At 33.9% G+C, this 18,313-nt stretch carries 22 protein-coding genes, 1 tRNA gene and 2 pseudogenes; 15 read left to right on the top strand and 10 right to left on the bottom strand.

Translation table 11 applies throughout. The features are described from left to right. Positions 1-39: 39 nt before the first annotated feature. The 3 genes from ACSVC9_RS00110 to ACSVC9_RS00120 all read right to left on the bottom strand — a co-directional run bounded on the left by ACSVC9_RS00110 (position 40) and on the right by ACSVC9_RS00120 (position 2,561). Positions 40-747 carry a TMEM165/GDT1 family protein gene (locus ACSVC9_RS00110; RefSeq protein ID WP_446898371.1) on the bottom strand — a complete coding sequence of 236 codons (708 nt, stop codon included), beginning with the start codon at positions 745-747 and terminating at the stop codon, positions 40-42. A 551-nt stretch (positions 748-1,298) separates the two neighbouring features. After that, a complete protein-coding gene (locus tag ACSVC9_RS00115) occupies positions 1,299-2,327 on the bottom strand; it encodes a M20/M25/M40 family metallo-hydrolase (RefSeq protein ID WP_446898372.1) in 1,029 nt (342 codons plus the stop codon). A 57-nt stretch (positions 2,328-2,384) separates the two neighbouring features. Continuing rightward, complete coding sequence (locus ACSVC9_RS00120) at positions 2,385-2,561, bottom strand: Rha family transcriptional regulator (RefSeq protein ID WP_446898373.1); 177 nt, start codon at positions 2,559-2,561, stop codon at positions 2,385-2,387. Positions 2,562-2,678: 117 nt separating this feature from the next. On the opposite strand from ACSVC9_RS00120, the gene ACSVC9_RS00125 reads away from it, so the two are divergent. Beyond that, positions 2,679-2,882, top strand: coding sequence for a hypothetical protein (locus tag ACSVC9_RS00125; protein ID WP_446898374.1), 204 nt, complete (start codon positions 2,679-2,681; stop codon positions 2,880-2,882). Positions 2,883-3,320: 438 nt separating this feature from the next. Continuing rightward, positions 3,321-3,407, top strand: a tRNA-Leu gene (locus tag ACSVC9_RS00130). A 92-nt stretch (positions 3,408-3,499) separates the two neighbouring features. Here the strand turns inward: ACSVC9_RS00130 and ACSVC9_RS00135 are convergent. Then, positions 3,500-4,612: an alpha/beta fold hydrolase gene (locus tag ACSVC9_RS00135; protein WP_446898375.1), complete on the bottom strand. Its 1,113-nt coding sequence runs from the start codon at positions 4,610-4,612 to the stop codon at positions 3,500-3,502. Positions 4,613-4,792: 180 nt separating this feature from the next. Here ACSVC9_RS00135 and ACSVC9_RS00140 point away from each other — a divergent pair, with 180 nt between their 5' ends. From ACSVC9_RS00140 to ACSVC9_RS00150, 3 genes are all read left to right on the top strand, one after another. Then, positions 4,793-5,155: a ketopantoate reductase family protein gene (locus tag ACSVC9_RS00140; RefSeq protein ID WP_446898376.1), complete on the top strand. Its 363-nt coding sequence runs from the start codon at positions 4,793-4,795 to the stop codon at positions 5,153-5,155. Between the two features lie 78 nt (positions 5,156-5,233). Next, the gene (locus ACSVC9_RS00145; RefSeq protein ID WP_446898377.1) at positions 5,234-5,776 is read left to right on the top strand and encodes a hypothetical protein; all 543 of its coding nucleotides are present in this window, start codon (positions 5,234-5,236) and stop codon (positions 5,774-5,776) included. A 109-nt stretch (positions 5,777-5,885) separates the two neighbouring features. Beyond that, entirely contained in the window at positions 5,886-6,770 is an 885-nt protein-coding gene (locus ACSVC9_RS00150) for a MerR family transcriptional regulator (protein ID WP_446898378.1), read from the top strand. Positions 6,771-6,826: 56 nt separating this feature from the next. Here ACSVC9_RS00150 and ACSVC9_RS00155 read toward each other — a convergent pair whose 3' ends face one another. Then, positions 6,827-7,672, bottom strand: a complete 846-nt coding sequence (locus ACSVC9_RS00155) for a pirin family protein (protein WP_446898379.1) — start codon at positions 7,670-7,672, stop codon at positions 6,827-6,829. Between the two features lie 85 nt (positions 7,673-7,757). Here ACSVC9_RS00155 and ACSVC9_RS00160 point away from each other — a divergent pair, with 85 nt between their 5' ends. Then, positions 7,758-8,678 (top strand): VIT1/CCC1 transporter family protein, encoded by a 921-nt coding sequence (locus ACSVC9_RS00160; protein ID WP_446898380.1) that lies wholly within the window; start codon positions 7,758-7,760, stop codon positions 8,676-8,678. A 40-nt stretch (positions 8,679-8,718) separates the two neighbouring features. Further along, a complete protein-coding gene (locus tag ACSVC9_RS00165; protein WP_446898381.1) occupies positions 8,719-9,393 on the top strand; it encodes an NAD(P)H-dependent oxidoreductase in 675 nt (224 codons plus the stop codon). Between the two features lie 3 nt (positions 9,394-9,396). Here ACSVC9_RS00165 and ACSVC9_RS00170 read toward each other — a convergent pair whose 3' ends face one another. Then, complete coding sequence (locus ACSVC9_RS00170) at positions 9,397-10,170, bottom strand: SDR family NAD(P)-dependent oxidoreductase (protein ID WP_446898382.1); 774 nt, start codon at positions 10,168-10,170, stop codon at positions 9,397-9,399. Between the two features lie 167 nt (positions 10,171-10,337). Between ACSVC9_RS00170 and ACSVC9_RS00175 the strand changes: the two genes are divergently transcribed. The 7 genes and pseudogenes from ACSVC9_RS00175 (at position 10,338) to ACSVC9_RS00205 (ending at position 14,663) form a co-directional block, all read left to right on the top strand. Next, positions 10,338-10,703, top strand: a complete 366-nt coding sequence (locus ACSVC9_RS00175) for a VOC family protein (RefSeq protein ID WP_446898383.1) — start codon at positions 10,338-10,340, stop codon at positions 10,701-10,703. Between the two features lie 129 nt (positions 10,704-10,832). After that, a complete protein-coding gene (locus tag ACSVC9_RS00180) occupies positions 10,833-11,162 on the top strand; it encodes a PadR family transcriptional regulator (protein ID WP_446898384.1) in 330 nt (109 codons plus the stop codon). A gap of 3 nt (positions 11,163-11,165) precedes the next feature. After that, entirely contained in the window at positions 11,166-11,885 is a 720-nt protein-coding gene (locus tag ACSVC9_RS00185; protein ID WP_446898385.1) for a DUF2812 domain-containing protein, read from the top strand. 34 nt (positions 11,886-11,919) lie between these two features. Next, positions 11,920-12,633 (top strand): annotated as a pseudogene (locus tag ACSVC9_RS00190) (helix-turn-helix transcriptional regulator). A 74-nt stretch (positions 12,634-12,707) separates the two neighbouring features. After that, on the top strand, positions 12,708-12,968 hold the full coding sequence (locus tag ACSVC9_RS00195) for a zinc ribbon domain-containing protein (protein ID WP_446898386.1): 261 nt from the start codon (positions 12,708-12,710) through the stop codon (positions 12,966-12,968). Between the two features lie 188 nt (positions 12,969-13,156). Continuing rightward, positions 13,157-13,879: a CPBP family intramembrane glutamic endopeptidase gene (locus ACSVC9_RS00200; protein ID WP_446898387.1), complete on the top strand. Its 723-nt coding sequence runs from the start codon at positions 13,157-13,159 to the stop codon at positions 13,877-13,879. A gap of 10 nt (positions 13,880-13,889) precedes the next feature. Further along, positions 13,890-14,663 (top strand): CPBP family glutamic-type intramembrane protease, encoded by a 774-nt coding sequence (locus tag ACSVC9_RS00205; protein WP_446898388.1) that lies wholly within the window; start codon positions 13,890-13,892, stop codon positions 14,661-14,663. Positions 14,664-14,669: 6 nt separating this feature from the next. Here the strand turns inward: ACSVC9_RS00205 and ACSVC9_RS00210 are convergent, their stop codons facing one another. The 4 genes and pseudogenes from ACSVC9_RS00210 to ACSVC9_RS00225 form a co-directional block, all read right to left on the bottom strand. Then, the gene (locus ACSVC9_RS00210) at positions 14,670-15,524 is read right to left on the bottom strand and encodes a CPBP family intramembrane glutamic endopeptidase (RefSeq protein ID WP_446898389.1); all 855 of its coding nucleotides are present in this window, start codon (positions 15,522-15,524) and stop codon (positions 14,670-14,672) included. A 44-nt stretch (positions 15,525-15,568) separates the two neighbouring features. Continuing rightward, a complete protein-coding gene (locus tag ACSVC9_RS00215; protein ID WP_446898390.1) occupies positions 15,569-16,087 on the bottom strand; it encodes a ClbS/DfsB family four-helix bundle protein in 519 nt (172 codons plus the stop codon). Positions 16,088-16,162: 75 nt separating this feature from the next. Then, on the bottom strand, positions 16,163-16,582 hold the full coding sequence (locus tag ACSVC9_RS00220; RefSeq protein WP_446898391.1) for a YjdF family protein: 420 nt from the start codon (positions 16,580-16,582) through the stop codon (positions 16,163-16,165). 382 nt (positions 16,583-16,964) lie between these two features. After that, positions 16,965-17,630, bottom strand: a pseudogene (locus tag ACSVC9_RS00225) (helix-turn-helix transcriptional regulator); the annotation flags it as partial. 57 nt (positions 17,631-17,687) lie between these two features. On the opposite strand from ACSVC9_RS00225, the gene ACSVC9_RS00230 reads away from it, so the two are divergent. Then, positions 17,688-18,197: a cysteine hydrolase family protein gene (locus tag ACSVC9_RS00230; protein ID WP_446898392.1), complete on the top strand. Its 510-nt coding sequence runs from the start codon at positions 17,688-17,690 to the stop codon at positions 18,195-18,197. Positions 18,198-18,313: the final 116 nt, after the last annotated feature.

The raw sequence follows: 18,313 nt of genomic DNA on the forward strand, positions 1-18,313 counted from the left end.
AATTATTTTAAGCAATCCTTTTTTAATTGTATAAATTAATTATTTCTTATTATTTATTGAAGTATTTTTATGGGGTAGAACTATGGTACAGGCTTCACTGAAATGTGAAAATTTAACGCCGAATAAATATATCAATATGCCAACTATTGCAATATAGGCAGTTATGTAAACAGGGTCAATTAACCATAGGGGAACAGCGTTGTAGATAGTAGTTGTCCCAAAAAATATGAATATAATTCCTGCAGCCCATTTTATGTATATTTCCGAGATGTGTCTGCACATCCATGCTCCTCCTATAATGCCTATTCCATCCGCAATTAACATACCTATTGTAGTTCCTATCAATATTAATACAGGTTGATTGTTTTGTGCTGATATTGTTATTGTCATCAGTTGAGTTTTATCGCCCATTTCAGCTAGAAAAAAGGCTACTGCAACTGTAACAATGGGACCGAATTTGTTCCTCTTTTTCCCTTCCTCATCAATTTTATCCCCGCGTAGGGTCCAGAAACCAAATACAAGAAATGCTATACCAGCAGCGATTTTTACTGTATTCATTGGTATCATATAGCCTAAATAATTTCCTATGGCTACTGCCAGGGCGTGATTGAGGACTGTAGCAACGAATACCCCTATTAATACCTGCTTTGCCCTGTACTTACTAGCCATGGCCATTGCAAGCAGCTGGGTTTTATCACCCATTTCAGCGACAACTACAAGTAGCAGTGCTTTGATAATTACTGTCATTTTGATAAAACCTCCTTTAACACAATAAAAAAAGACCCTAAAATACAATAAAAAAATATTGTATTAAAAGTCTCACTTTGACTGAAAATAGTCACGATAAAGCCAGACCAAGCAAGGTCAGTATGTTGACTTTATCACCAATACAGGCAGTTACTCCCTTTTAAATTTATAATACAAATCATATCATAAATAATGTTTATAAGCAATATATAAATCTTAAAATTTAGAATCACAAAATAAAAAGGCGGAGAATCATAAAAATTTTTTCTTGTCTTCATAGTTTTGCTGTTATAATCTATCAGGAGAAAATAACAGGTACAAAAAAGAATAGATCTGAATACCGGAATTGCAGAAACTATTATTAGAACTACAGAAAGATAATACAGTTATTGCACAATTTGAAAAAGAAGTTGCTGTTACAAAGATGCGAGAAAGGTAGAGAGATAGCAAAGGCTACATTATGTAGACGGATAAGAGAACTGTGTCAAAATGGGGAACTAAAAGAGTTGGTTTAAAACTGATTCTTTTTATTTAACATGATAAAACATAGCTTAATTTTTAAACTCTATACCATTATTTGTTTCTATAAAGTTAACTATAGAGCTTGCAATTCTATCTATCTTATCATAATCTAGGATATCTGGAGTATCTGTAGGCTTGTGAACTAAATTTTCTATACCCTCTTGTACAAAAAAGACGTTGGATATACCTGCATTTTCAAAACTAAAATGATCGCTTGCACCCATAACTCTGGTATCTGCAAATTCAACATTATCCTTTTTTAAAGTAGTTTTCACAGCGTCATACAGTTTGTTGGATACCTTGCTCATATTTTTTAAAGCAAGCTTTCCTCCTTCTTTAGCTCCTATAGAGTCTATATTTATATTGTATATACTGTCATATAACTTTTTTGACGTAATCTGTTTAACAAATGCACGACTTCCTGCTGATCCTCCTTCTTCCCCGTTAAAAGCACAAAAAATTATATCTTCATCAAAAGGTTTTTGTTTAGCTTTTTCTTGTAGTCCATTGGCTATTTTTATTAAGGCAGATACACCGGAAGCATTATCCAAAGCACCTCTGATAATTTTACCATCTTGATATCCTATATGGTCAAAATGTGCTGATACTATAACAGCTTTTTTGCTATCTTTGCCTTTTATAACTCCAACGACATTATCTAATTTTTTAACGACATCTTCTTTAGCTTCATCAGCAGATAACATACCAAAATGTTTATATACTGATTGAGTATATTCAACATAATAATTTTCTCCCAGTAGTGGTTTTAATCCTATATCTTTAAAAACTTTTGAGATATACTGCCCAGCTTTCTCATTACCTTTTGAACCTACATATCTCCCTTCAAACTCATTAGAAGCCAAAGTATTAACTATTTCTTTAGTTGTTGGAATTTTTACAGAATTTTTAACCTGTACTGACTGTTTATTGCTTTGACTAACTTTGATATTACTTGTGCTAGATGTAGGTTTAGTTAAGGAGCATGAGGAAAAAGTTAAAGTTATAGCAACAATAGCTCCTAATTTTAATATAGATTTAATAATAACCCCTCCTAACATTTTATAATTTTAGAATATTCTTTTGCCTATATTCTTTTCCATTCTTTACCATGTTATTCACACAATCCAGAAATAATACCAAGATATAAAATTAGAACATAGTATTTCTTTTTCCTCGTCAATTTGATTAAATGCTTTAAAATATTTCAATTTCCAATTTATAGCCTTATTTACTGTAAACTGCATCATAACCAGAGAAAGCCCATCCCCCGTGAGTAGGTATCCTTTTCTCATTCATATCCAAAGAAAAAAGTTACTCTCATAAATCCAATGTTAGTGAGAAGAAATGCTGAAATAACAGGCGAGATTAAATTTTCCGAGCTTGATTATATATTTAAGTCAGTATCCAAAATGTCTAAACGCCAAATATATAGGATTGTGAGTTTCCTAGATTTTAAAAGATTGGCACAAATGGAAACGGTCTATGATAAGGGTAATTGTTATAGGTTTGTACTTGTTACACAGAAAGAAATTACTATTATGGATAAGATTATAGAAGAATTTCCAGAGCTTGCAGGAATGAACGAGCATGATATCATCCAGTATAAATTGTAAAGGCTGTACAAACGAATATATAACAGAAACAATTGATTTTCAAGTATTAAAATATAGTGATTTTGAAAGTTAGATGTTAAATAAAAATATAGACTGGAATAATTTTTATAAGTATTTCTTGGGAGAGTTTATTATAAAAAAGAATAGAAAAAAGTTTGTACAGATAGCACGTTATTATACAGAAGGATCTATTCATAGTTCGTATATTCCTTTTAGATTTTGAATGTGCTAAGAATAGTATAGAAAGATTTAGGAGTTAGCAGGCCGCCCTATGACGAAAAGAAATAGAGGATTTTGATATTTAGGACAGATGGGAAACTGTCACTCTTCTTTTTTATCTGTATGTTAGCCACAGTGTTACTTAAAATAGTAAAATATTGCCATAAAAATAGCTGTTGTTTTCTGATTTTGCTTATGATATACTATTTAAGTGATCATGCGGATATGGCGGAACTGGCAGACGCGCTAGATTCAGGTTCTAGTGAAGGCAACTTCATGCAGGTTCAATTCCTGTTATCCGCACCAAGGCAGGCTACCATCTGGTGATAACCCGTTAGTTATCAATAGATGGTAGCCTTTTTATTAGAAAGCCAAGAAAACAAGCTGTTCCTTTTTGACTATTTAAAAACATCGGTTTTCATTATGTATAAAAATTTATCTGACTCTTCATATAAAGGACTATGAGCAGAATGTTCAAATAAATAGAATCTTTTCACTGGTGCTTTTATTTCAGATAAATAAGATTTTGCCAGTGAATAGGATACAGTCAAATCGTATTTGCCACTCACAAAATAAACAGGTAGTTGAAGTTCGATAACCTTTTTAGTTAGGTCGGTCGAATACTCAAGTTTTTTCAGTTCAGAGGTTTGAGAAAAACATTTACCACGCCATATATTTATTTTTTCATTCAGCGTATATGCCGGGCACAGCATAACCGGCCAAAAGATTCCCTTCACTACAGATTTCATATCATGCATTGTTCCGATATCTGCCTTATGCATCGCGTTATCTCGCAAAGAAGAAGATAAGTATGTATTTATAGCAATATCTGACTTTAAAATAGGATATGACTCAAGCTTTTTTACCATTTCAGAGTCACCGGTATTTTTATAATATCCCAACATGTATCTATATGCCTCTTTTTCTGACTCAATTTGATTGGATATCTGCCCTATGCCGACATAAGCTTCATAAAGTTGGGGAACTCGTGCTGCAGCCTGAATTCCGATAAAACTTCCCCATGAATGTGCTACAAGATATATTTTATTCTGTCCAAATCGATGCCTCAGATAATTTGTTACCTCCAGTGTATCTGATATCAGTTGTTCCGTAGTAATCGTCTTTAATGACATATTTGAATTGTATGAGAGTCCGCTGCCTCGCTGTTCCCAATAGCAAACAGTAAAATTGTCCTCAAGGTTGGTCATATACTTTTCAGCCAAAAAATATTCCGGCATACCCGGGCCTCCATGCAGAAAGAGTATCACAGGATTGCGATTATTTTTTCCTCTGATAATCATACCCTGCTTTATACCATTTATTATAACAAAGACTTTTTCAGAAATACTGCCCCTTATCCATTTGCCGTTTTTATCACGGATAGGTTTTATTTTGCCTGGACTATAGATAAGTAATACGCTCAAAAGAATAAGTATAATCACAAGAAATACTGATAAAAGACTCAACATTATTTTTGTAAACTTTCCATTGATTTCATTTTCCTCTCCCATGGTATGACCTTATTTTCACGTTAGTGTAATTAAGTAAACTTTAAGTTTACTTAATTGTAGTCTTCTTTGTTCATTTTGTCAACAGTCGATAGCATTGACAAAATAAAAATAGCATCTTACAATCAAAGTAAACTATTGGTTTATAATATTACATTTATATGCAATATAGAGGAGCTAAACATGAGAATTTTAGTAATAGGGTTAGGAGTTATAGGAACAGCTTATGGCTACATATTTCAAAACGCAGGTCATCGTGTAGAGCATCTGATCAGAAACAGCAAGAAAGGCACAACGCCAAACAACTTGAAAATTGAACTGTTGGATGGAAGATTTAATAATAAAGGAGAAGAAAAAAAGGATTCTTATATGATCAATATTGCGAATCCAGGTAATTTTTATGATTTTATATTGATCAGTGTTTCGGCCGGCAAGCTGGAAAGTGCCATTAAAGCTTTGAGAGGCAACTGTTTCAAAGGAACATTGCTTATTTTCAATGGCATATGGGAAGACAGGCGGTGGCTGGATACAGTGCTGAAGGGTTGAAATTATATCCTGGGCTATCCAGTTGCAGGTGGCAGTATTAAGGACAACAGATTGAATTGCTGTATTTTCGATCATGTAATGCTTGAAAGCCAACACAAGACAAATATCAAGAATTATAATCAATTATTACGGTTGTTTTCTGATTGTCATATAAAAGCCGAAATGCCATTTGACATGCTTGAGTGGATTTGGCTGCATATGGCGATAAATGCTGGAGTCATTACAACAGCAGGAAAATATGGAGATGCTAAAGACACAGCAAAGGCTGCAGAAAAAATGATGAATTCTTCAAAAGTTCTGTCAGAGGCTGTGCTTGTAATAAGGGAGACATCAAAAATAATTGCTTTAAGAGATATTGTGCTTAAAAATTACAGCAGTGAATTGATGCCGTATAAAATTCCATCGAAGTTAGCAGGGGTTATTATGAAAAAAATGTTTAAAAATAATAGATTGACACGGTGCATAATGATGCTTCACAGCAACATTGATGATTTGCTATACGTATGTAAAAATGTTTGCGATTGTGGAAAAACAAATCATGTTGATGCACCTTTGTTTTATGCAAATTATGAGACAGTTAAAAAACAGTTCAGCACTAATTATTTCCATAAGGACATGTAAGCTGTGAATTTTTACGGAGAGAATGTGTCTGTTAAGGACTTGACTGTTCCCCTAGGGCTTGTATTAATATAGTTTTAAAAGCAATATAAACAGTATTGGGAGGGAAACTATGCTTATAAAAGAGGTATGTGAAAAATGCAGACTCACAAAAAAAGCGGTAAAATATTATGAAGTCAAGAATTTGATCAGCCCCCGTATACTTGAAAATGGCTATAGGGATTACAGTGACCATGATATATCTACACTTAAGGAAATATCGGTTCTTAGAAGATGTGGAATAAGCACCGCAGATATTAAAAAAATATTGACAAGTTCAAATAAGCCGTCAGAGCTGACAAAATTCAGATATGTTACAGAACTGAGAATACAGCACCTTGATGCCATAAAAAAATTTATGACAAACTTGATCGAAGATTATGATATAAATCGGGAATTCGATTATATGCAGGTTCATGATAAAAATTTATATACAATAAAAGAAAAGCTTATATTTGCATTTCCTGGAGACTACGGTTTATTTCTGACTCTCCATTTCGGGAGATTTCTAAATGAAGCTGTTGATTCCTGTGAAAAACAGAAGGCTTATGAGGCAATTGTCAACTACCTTGATAATGTAGATTTGTATTTATCTGAAGAACTCTCTAAATTTTTAGAAGCATTTTTAAGCGTAAACGGTAAAATAGACATTGCAGAACTGGAAACTGAAATGAATAATAATATTATTGAAGTTATAAGTGATACCGGGGGTTATCTGGAACGTCATCATGAGGAGATAGAACAGTATATTGAATATAAAAATTCGGATGAGTTTAAAAATTCAACAGCTGCTAAAATTCAACAAACTATGAGGACATTTCAACAAAAAAGTGGTTATAGGGAAATTCTTGTATACAATATGAAAATACTCAGCAGATCCTATTGTGAATATCTTCAGAACCTGGAGGCTGCAAATGAAATAATGCTCAAGAAATATCCCGGAGTAAAAAATATATAGTCAAAAAATGAAATTGCAGCAGGTAATTTATAAATCACCTGCTGTTCTTATGGGAATCAGTGATTTTTTATAAAAGTTCCATTGTCAATTTCTTTAAAAGCCCTTTCAAGTTCCTCATTTGTATTCATAACAATAGGACCTCCCCAGGCTACAGGTTCTTTAAGGGGCTTACCCATAAATATTACAAAACGCAGCCCATCTTTACCGGAGCGAATTCTAATTTCTTCTCCACTATTGAACAAAACTGCAGTTTTTTCTTTAATGCAATCTTTCTCATCTTTGCCGGAATATCCGTATCCATTAAAAATATATATGAATACAGTAGACTGTATATCTGTTTCAATAGACCATTCAGCTTGTGCCTCGATGTTAACATCCCAAATGTAAGCTTTTACGTATTCTCCGTTAAAAGCTCCAGGAGTATTTTCATAGTTTCCTGATATTATTTTTGCAGTGAAGCCTTTTCCCTTTACCTCAGGTACACTGTCCTTATTTATATCGTGGTATTTTGGAATACACATTTTATCTTTTCTGGAAATATTTATCCAGAGCTGAAATCCCAGCATTCTTTTTGAAGGCTGCGGCATCTCTTGATGAATTATTCCGCTTCCGGCAGTCATCCACTGGCAGCAGCCATCTTCAATGATACCTTTGTTGCCAAGATTGTCACCGTGTTCAATCTTTCCATTTATCAGATATGTTACGGTTTCAATACCCCTATGAGGATGCCATGGAAATCCCTTGATATAATCTTTAGGGTTTTCTGAATCAAAAACATCCAGCATTAAAAAGGGATCAAATTCCTTAACTGTGTCAAGTGCCAGTACACGTAAAAGTTTCACCCCTGCACCATCCTGTTGAATATTTCCTTTTACTATTTTTCTTACAGTTCTAGTTGACATATGGTATTCCCCCTCCGACCTATTATAGTTTGTATACTACCTTGTAAGTATATAACTGCAGTATTATAATATATATTACATCATTTTGTGTGATAAACACAATAATAAAAAGGTCGTAGGTGGAATGGATATAAATGAAGATTTAAAAAAAGTATTGCTCAAGATGCAATTAAGGGAAATAACTGAAAAATGCATATATATAAATGTAGCTGAAATTACGAAAGATGAGAACAACAAGAGAGTACTACTAAAAATATCAGGGGATGAAAAAGAACATTATAAATTCATAAAAACATATACCAAACTTGAAATCCCACCAGATAAAAAAAGAGTGTGTTTTTACTCTTTTATAGCGAGGATCTTTGGATTTACATTTGCTTTAAAACAAATGGAGGGAAGAGAAAATGAAGCTATCAAAGGTTATAGTTATAGTGAATTGTCAAAATCTTTGCCTGAGTTTTCAAAAATAGTAAAAGATGAAGAACAACATGAAATTTTATTGCTTGATATGCTGGATGAAGAAAAGCTCAAATATATAGGTTCCATAGTTCTTGGATTAAATGATGCACTTGTGGAGATAACGGGAAGTGTTGCTGGTTTTACACTTTCCATGGCAGATACAAAAGTAATTGCTCTGGCTGGAATGATTACGGGAATATCGGCAACTCTTTCAATGGCCTCCAGTGAATACATCGCAGAGAAAGCAGAAAATACAAAAAATGCAGTAAAGTCGAGTGTTTATACTGGAGGATCATATTTAATAACTGTGGTTTTGCTAATATTGCCATTTCTTTTCATGCCAAGAAATATGTATATACAAGCACTTGTTATAAGTCTCGCAATTGCGATAATTATAATATCAATATTTAATTATTATATATCTGTAGCTAGAGGATTTAATTTCAAACAACGGTTTATACAGATGACAGGGGTAAGCCTTGGAGTTGCTCTTTTTTCATTTATTGTAGGGCTCATAGTAAAAAATATATTTGGAATAAATCTGTGATTGCAATATCCAAATTTATATGTAGAGAGGAATGATTGTTATGAACAATGAAAATGTTAAAAAACGAGTACTGCAGGCATATAAATTCAGACATGCTTGTAAGAAATTTGATGGTACAAAAAGAATTTCAGATGATGACTTCAACTACATACTTGAAGTAGGTAAATTATCGCCAAGTTCTTTTGGCCTTATACCGTGGAAATTCTTGATACTTCAGAATAGTGAAATCAGACAGAGAATATCGCCTGTAAGCTGGGGTGCAAAACTTAAATTACCTGATGCAAGCCATTTTATGGTAATACTATCAAGAAAAACGCCGGATTTAATATATGATTCTAAATATGTAGCACATATTATGGAAGATGTTCAAAAGCTTCCTCAAAATATAATTGACGAAAGAAAAAAAGGGTATGAAGATTTTCAAAAAAATGATTTCAAATTACTGGAAAGTGACAGGGCGATGTTTGATTGGGGATGTAAACAGACTTATATAGCTCTTGGAAATATGATGACGGCAGCTGCCCTTATAGGAATAGATTCATGTCCCATAGAAGGATTTAACAGAGACAGAGTAGAAGAAATTCTATCAAAAGAGGGAATACTAGATAGGGAAAAATTTGGAGTTTCATGTATGGCAGCTTTTGGATACAGGAAAAAAGAACCAAGACCTAAAACCAGACCCCTTTTAGAGGATTTGGTTCAATGGATTAAGTAATTGCTATAGTCTTCTTATCAATTCCCATAACCATATCATTACTTCATGGGGAATAAATTTGGCTACTATTCTATGAATAAAACATACTGGCCCTGGAGTGGATACTGGTAGACCTATCTTGCTGTCGTTTAGGGCTATACTTGCTATGTTTTTTGCTTTACCTGCAAACATGAAATTTTTTATTTTTTTCTCGTCTCCATTATGCTTTGCCCTGGGAATAAATTCAGTATCCTTAATCCAGTAGGGGCATACCGCTGTTACATGTATACCTCTTGGCAATAGCTCTATTCTAAGAGCCCTACTGTATCTGTAAAGAAATGCCTTGGTAGCTGCATATACATTCAGATATTGAAAAGGCTGGAAGGCAGCTGTAGAGCAAATTTCAATAATACGGCTTTTCTTCTTCATGTATGGTAGTACTGCTATGGTCATATCAACGGCAGCACGGCAATTTAAATCTATCATATTGTCACTGTCAAGGCGACTTATATCACTATAACTCCCAATTTTCCCGAATCCTGCAGCATTTACCAGTATGTCGACTTGAGGTCTTTGTGTTTCCAGATATTCTATAAAATAATCAATACTTTCTCTTTTGGTAAGGTCAAGCGGTAGAATCTGAATTGGAATATCAACTTTATCAACCAATTCTTTAAGACGTTCCTTCCGCCTGGCAATAATCCAAATTTCACTGATATTGTTTTCTTTAGAGGCGATTTGATAGACGAATTCTTTGCCCAATCCACTTGAAGCACCAGTTACTATGGCAATTCCCATTTTATTACCTCCTCATTGATAGTATATCATAAAAAAATACATACCTGTGATTGTTATATAAAAGATTGGGTAATAAAATATATTACTTTTAAAATCGTAAGAAGAAAAAAATAAATGGAAAGGAGTCTGGTTAAGTTTTGTTACGATTTTTATAACCAGGGGATAATATGAATCTATGTTGGATAACATTAAGTGTAAAAAACATGCAGAAATCCTTGGAATTTTATAATGAACTTCTCGGGATTGAAATTTTTAAAAGGTTTAGCCCAAATTCAGGAGTTGATATTGCAATGATTGGGAAAAAAGATGGGCCTAAAGTTGAACTGATATGCAGTGGAGATAATAATTCCCGGATTCAGACCAGGGGAATTTCCATTGGATTTCGAGTAAACTCACTGGATGAAACTATGAAATATATGAAAGAGAAAGATATTTCAATTAAAAGAGGACCTATTTCACCTTCAGTAGGAGTCAGATTCTTTTTTATAGAAGATCCAGATGGAGTGGAGATTCAGATAGTTGAAAGCAGATAAGCCTATAATTTGCAATTACCTAAACATATAGTAACATCAAACAATTTCACATTCATTGACATATATATCATTTAATGATATAGTTTAATAAATCATATATCATTAAATGATATAGTATAGGAGGTAAACATGCCTAGAAGTAATTCTTTAAAGATGGGTGAACTTACGGATGCCTATTATTATATTCTACTTTCTTTAGTAAAGCCTAAACACGGATATCTGATTATGAAATCAATTGAAGAGTTGTCTCAAGGTAAATTTTCAATAGGACCTGCATCATTATATACAAGTATAAAAAAACTTCTTGATGGTGGTCTGATAAAGCTTAATGGAGAATTACAACAAAGGAAAATTTATATTATTACAGATAAAGGTATTAGGTTTTTAAGAAATGAAGTTGAAAAAAAACGTGAAATGGTTGAAATTGCTGAAAAGATATTTAACAAGGAGATGTTATAAAATATGTTTAACACAAAATATGTTATGAGTATGGGTTTAGCTTTTGCAGAAAATCAAGAAATGGGAATACTAGCGTCTTATGCTGAGAAAGGCTGGATTCTGTATAAATTTTGGTTTTTTGGATATAAGCTAAAAAAAGCCAAGCCGCAGCAGCTGCAATATTCACTTGATTATAGAATAAACCCAGATGAAGAATATTTTTTGTACTTTAAAGAAGCCGGGTGGTCTCATGTATGTTCTTTAGGAAATACAATTCACATATTTAGTGCACCTCAAGAAACAAAGCCTATATATACTGACAATGATACTGAATTGGAAAAATATATATGTCAGTATAATATGACCAAAAAAACAGCGATACCAGCTTCCCTATGTACTATTTTACTTTTTATTTTAACATTACTTTCCAAATATGGCTATATACCCGATATATGTAGAAAAATTTTTGGAAGCCTTTTAATACCTGCAGTTATAGTTGCTGTTTTTTCAGGGCTTCCGTGTATGTCCTTTTATTTTAGAATAAATAAAGTCAACAAAAATAGAAACAAGGTTTCCAACAAAAATTATAAAATTATAGCTGCTTTAGTTATGATTATACTTTTATTGTCTGTAATTTCAGTAGCTTTAAATATATTTAATATTCTTAATGTATCCAACAGTATATACTATATTCTTTGTTTTATTTTAATTTTATCCTGGGCATTAGTTTGTCTTATAAAATAGAGACTTCAGTTGTCGGAAATGAGGTTGGTAATTAATGAAAATAAATAGATTACTGGCAATTGTGATACTGCTCTTAAACAGGGAGAAAATATCTGCAGCAGAATTGGCTGAAAAATTTGAAGTTTCCGTAAGAACTATTTACAGGGATGTCGAAGCGATCGATATGTCAGGAATCCCAATAGCTTCAAGGCAGGGCAACAGTGGAGGCTTTTATATTCTGGACAACTACAAAGATAAATCATCAGTTTCTCACATTGGAGGATATGATATCCATAGTGGAAGCTTTGAAAAATATAAATGGAGTTCTGGGTGATAGAAATGTGGAGATAGCCATGGAAAAAGTGAAGAGTATCATACCCTCCAACAAAAAGAGTGCAGTTGATTTGCACTTTAAACAGGTATTTATAGATACACTGCCCTGGGGCTTTAAAAAGTCTGAAAAGGAAAATATTAAATATAAAACAGTATATAGAGCACTAAAGGACTCTCCTGGTATATTTTTCCATTTTGCACATTGAGGAAAGACTATAGGATGTTTAAATTGACTAGAATACAGGACTATTTTGATGAAGACGAAGTTAAATTTCTTGAAGATGGAAGTGTCATAGTAAATACTGAAGTTATTGAAGACAGCTGGGTTTATTCAATGATATTGAGTTATGGTGAATATGTAGAGGTTCTGAAACCACGGCATATAAGGAAAATTATAAAAGAAAAGTGCAAAGAGATAATAGATATGTATAAATGAATTCGAACATGACATAATGCTGTCAAAGCCCTCCTGTATAATGGTTGTATCAACATATGAAAGGAGAATATATTATGGAACAGGAATATTGCCAAAGCTGCGGGATGCCTTTAAGCGAGGAATTTTATGGAACTAATTCAAATGATAGTAAAAATCATGAATACTGCATATATTGTTACGAAAAAGGGGCCTTCAAGCAGCCGGATTTAACTATGGAAGAGATGATTGAAACTTGTGTGCCGTTTATGAAGGAAAAGGGTATGCATGAAAATGAGGCAAGAGCACTCATGAAAAACTGTCTTCCCAACCTGAAAAGATGGAAAAAGCATTTATGAATTCTAAAATAGTTGAAAAAGATGAAGCTAAGAATTGGTTTTGATATAGATTTAAAGAATATGGCAGCCCTGCCGTGTAGAAGGACTGCCATATTCTTTTGGGCATTTGATTAATTAGTAGCAGTATATTATATTTAACATAATTCATACAAGAGAATAGAAAATAAAATATACGGGAGAGATAAGCCATGAACAAACTAATGGAAGAGAAACCTATTTTGCATGCTGTTCTTTGGATTGTAATCTATATCCTTGTGGTAAACATTGGAGATAATTTGTCGAAATTCACAGGAGTTGCCTGTTTTACAGCTGTGCTGCTGATTATTTTATCTTTTGTATTGACATTTTATATTAAAAAAAATCGACGGACTTGGTTTTATGGAATTAAAAAAATTACAAAAAATAATCTGCACAAGACTTTATTTTATATTCCATTGCTTCTGCTGGCTTTTATACAGTTCTTTGCAGGATTGAATCCTGCACTTTCAATTACCATGATTGTTCTTTCCTGTTTTTTAATGATAGGGACAGGTTTCGTGGAAGAGGTGCTGTTCAGGGGATTTTTGTTTCAAGGTATATACTGCAAATCAGGTGTGAATAAAGCCATTTTTATTTCCGGAATAACCTTTGGTATAGGGCATGTTGTCAATTTATTTAGAGGATATACTGCTGTAGAGCTGGCAGCACAGATTGGTGTCGCAATAGTAATAGGCATTGTTCTTGCACTGCTTGTGGCTGTCACAAAAAATATCCTGCCGGGTATTCTTTTTCATATTGTGTCTAATATTGGCGGAACTATTACAAATGCATCAGGCAGTGCACAATCCTTTTTACTGATAGTAATTTTGATTATTTCCTTATTTTATGCGATATATCTTTCAAAATTCCTACATGGGAAAAATAGAGCGTGAGGAATAATATATGATAAAATCAAATGTAAAATATTTTATGTTTTTAATGATAACTTTAATATTATCAGTACCGTTTTATATCTGGGGTGCATTCTTTCCCGTTAAAGGGCTGCCTTTTGGCCTGCCAATCAGTTTTTTAATGATTATGGTACCTTTCTTCTTGTCATTGATATATGCATGGAAAGAAAATGGAATAGAAAGAATTATATTTTTGTTTAAGAGTATTTTCGACATAAACAGGGCCAGCAGATGGTGGATAATTTTTTGCCTGGCATGTATGCCCTTGGTTGCAGTGTTGACATATTCTACAATGCGGGTGTTTTCTTTTTCGCTGCCGGCAGAAATAGTGTTTCCCTATAGAGAGATTCCGCTGATGATAGCTCTTTATTTTTTGGGAGCAATACCTGAAGAATTTGGATGGACAGCTACCCTGACTGAACCACTGACCAAAAAATATGGGCCAATTAAAGCAGGTATAATTATCGGGGGAGTGTGGGCCGTCTGGCATATCATTCCCTGGAGCTGGGCGCATCCTGCAGGGTGGATTATTGGAATGTGCATTTTAAATGTTTTTATGAGAACTGCAATGATCTATGCCTATATGTATGGCGGAAAAAGTTTGTTCACAGGTCTGGCTTTTCATACCATGATAAATGTGGCAACATGTATTTTCCCCAACTATGGCTCACATGTAAACACATGGCTTTTTAGTGCATGGATGGCTGTTGTACTGTTGATGGTTATATGGTTTGTGAAAAGAAAAAATAAAGCTTATGAATGCTGATGTTCTTCATGCACGAAATGTCTGTTTATAATGTGCTCTGCTTTTCCAGTAGATAAAGAGGACAATAAGGAAGGATATGGTTTGGGCAATGGTAATACGAAACATCTGCAATTCATCTGTACCGGAGGTTGTTACAATATGTAAAATATTGATGATTATATTATTCATGAAATGATCAGCCATAGACATCCAGAGTGAACCTGTAATTTTAGTCAGAAGACAGAATTTTAATCCTGTGATTCCTGTTGTTAAAATAAGCATAATGGAAATCATGACAGTTCCGCTCATGCTGGTTTTCCCATCCAGTAGATTACGCACAGGAGCTGCTATATGCCAGATGCCAAATAGGAGAGAGGATAAAACAGCAGCTTTGACAAAGGAGTATCTTATTTCGAAGAGTTTGATGAACAGACCCCGGAAGATACCTTCTTCCATGGCCACATTTATAATATTCCCGATAATGCAAAAAGTGAAAAACAACAAACCGGTTTGTCTGCCTTGATTTCCATCAATGGCATAGCTGGTTACATAGATCTGCAGTGAAGGGGTGTTACCTCCTGACAATTGCATAAAAAATTCGATACCATAGGCAATTGTAAATACGGCTGCTCCAAGCAGAAAGCCATATAGTGCATTTCTGACTGCTGATCTGCCAGTGAAACCCACTTGAGACCAGTTGAAGGAAAAAAGGTGTATTGAAAATGCCAGCACGAGAATACCGGCGAGTTTGTGTATGAAGGCTTCACCGAAAATACTTTGATCAGTGCGGATAAACATATATTCAAATACTCTGAATACAAAACATATCAGATAAATGACCAGTATGGACTTCCACGGATGGTACAATTTATTTTCTTCCATATTGATGCTCCTTGTATAATTATAATTTTTCAATTTAAGAAGGCTTATGATTTTTGTTTTAATTTTTTCCATTTACGTATTTTGCCGCGAAAAGTTTTGAATGGTGCTACAGTGTTGATATGAATCCATTTCCAGATTGGCCAGTTTGATGGAGTTGATGAGGCCCACTTTCTTCCACCGGAATAAAATAATTCTTCATCGCTAAACTTGTTTATCCAGGCAGTAAAGTGATCAACTGTGTCAACAAACATTTTTTGTAGTTCTTTAAGGGAATGGTTCTGATATCTGTGGTAAAATTCCTGGTACAAATCACCCAGACGATTCCATTTATATCCATCAGCTGGTGTGATAACTTTGTTGCCTTCCAGTTCATCATGATCCCATTTTAGTATTAAATTCATCCACCCAAGCTGATATGCTATTATTTCCTGAGGAGTTCGATCTACTTCACTGAAACGTAAATCCTTGTCACTTTCTGGAAGACCATTGAATTCTCTAATGAATATATGGGCTGTCTTTTTGATCTCAGAAATTAAAGCTTCTTTGCTGTTGTATTGCTGCATTGTTTAGTATCCCTCCTTTGGTTTATTATATTTCATTGTCTAGGATTTATTTTAGCATAAAGAAAGCACAGAGTGCTATCGTCCTCTGTGTTTTTCCCTATGCTTTTTCTGTCTCAATGCAAATTGTCTTTTCTTTTCTGCTTCACGCTGCTTGCGGGAGCGGGATTTCCGTTCAACTCTGCATTGCTCCCGTTGAAGCTTCAGTGCCTGCTGTGCCTTTGTGCCAATGCCTGTTTTCTGCAATTGCTTTTTTAGTGTTCGCTGCATTCGATTGGGGTTTGTATGCTTTTCATCAAGGCCTATTGTTTCAATGGATGGACTGAATTTTAATCTATTCCAGTTTTTAAGTACAAAATCATAGATTTCGCAGTCTCTGGGTTCAGCACCAAAAGTGATTTTACAAACTTCATATTTTCCCTTGTATTCGCATTCGCAAACACCTACCCAGAATGGTTCTTCAAAAAATACAGTTAATTTCGACAGAGTTTTGTCCATAGATATTCCTCCTTTATGTCTGCCTTGCAAAGAACGGACAACCAAGGAGGCAGGTTACTGGCAGTCTAAGCTGCGTCCGGACTACCAACCGGAACTGTGTTTTTATCTTTGCTGCTTAAATACTAGCTTTTTTCGTGGTACCTGTCAAGGCTGACACCTGCTTTCAATGCTCTGCTGGCAAAAGTATGTCTAATCTAAGTCGATGAATGGTTAAAGGCTTATCAATATCTGCTTTTTCAAGCATTCTTGATAGTAAATCACGAAAACCATCATTATAGGATAAATCATATTTATCCCCAAATAAAAATGACCTTTTTTAGAAAATCATCCTGTTTAAAATAATGAGATTTATATTTTAATCTCATAATAGAAGCCTCTTTTTTTAGTTTTCGTATAAGGTAGCTATATCATGTATTCTACGCTTTATTTCTGTGCGAATATGTAACGGTTCTAGACACTCGCATTTATCCCCAAAACTGAAAAGAATATTGTAGTAGTATTCGTTCTCTATGAAAGGAAAACTAACAATGTAATGCTCATCACCGTCTGGCAAAAAGTGTTCATAAGTGCAATAATCAAGTACCCTGTCCATGACAGATTTATGAATACGAATTTTGATTTTTGTTTGCATAGTTGCCAAAATATCAGTAAAATCTAACTGCGGTTTTTGATAATCTCGTGGCGTAAAAAATTCCTCTTGTATTTGTAGGTTTGATGTGCGGGATAGTTTGAATAAGCGAAAATCATTTCTTTTATGGCAATACCCTTGCCAATACCAATGACTACTTTTCAATACAAGCTGATACGGCTCGGCTGTTCGTGCGGTTTTATTTCCGTAGCGGTCTGTATATTCAAAGGTCAGTAGCTTACTTTCCTGTAAAGCTGTTTTGATAATTCCTAAATATGGTTGTATGTTCCTGTTGCCCATCCACGGACTTAAATCTATATATATTTGATTTGCTTTTAATTCAATGTCTTTCGCTCTATCGGCGGGGATAAAACTTTTGACTTTCGCAAGGGTGTTTACCAGTTCATCACCTCGTATCATGTTACATGGTACAATAAAAAAGTAAACAAATCAATCTACCTATCAGGAGGAGACACTATGCAGAAAAAAGCCTTAGTAATAATTGATATTCAAAATGACATAACAAAGAATTACAAGGGTATTATTGACAATATCAATAAAGCTATTGATTTGGCAGTCAATAATAATATTCATGTTATTTATATAAGGCATGAAAATTTATCAGCCGGCACGAGGACTTTTAAACCCAATACATATGGATCTGAATTAGCTTCAGACTTGAAAATAGTATCAAAAAATGTTTTTACAAAATACAAAGGAAACGCATTAAGTAGTGAAGAATTTACAGACTTTATTAGTAAAAATGAAATATGTGATTTCTACATAACAGGAGCAGATGCTGTTGCTTGTGTTAAATCAACCTGTTACAACTTACGCAAAGCAAATTATAGCGTTAATGTATTATCAGATTGCATTACAAGTTATGATAAAAGGAAAATTGACGAAATGCTGCGCTATTATGAAAGTAAAGGCAGTAAAATCATTAGTTTAAATGACTTGTTACCTAATCACATCTTTGAAGCATAGAAACATTACTGAACTCAGTCAATGAAGAAGGCCGACTAGCCTTTCTTGACAAGTGAGCAACTGTTCACTATAATAATGGTGAACGACTGCTCACAATATTTATTGATGGAGGTTAT

Source organism: Clostridium sp. LBM24168, from assembly GCF_052953915.1.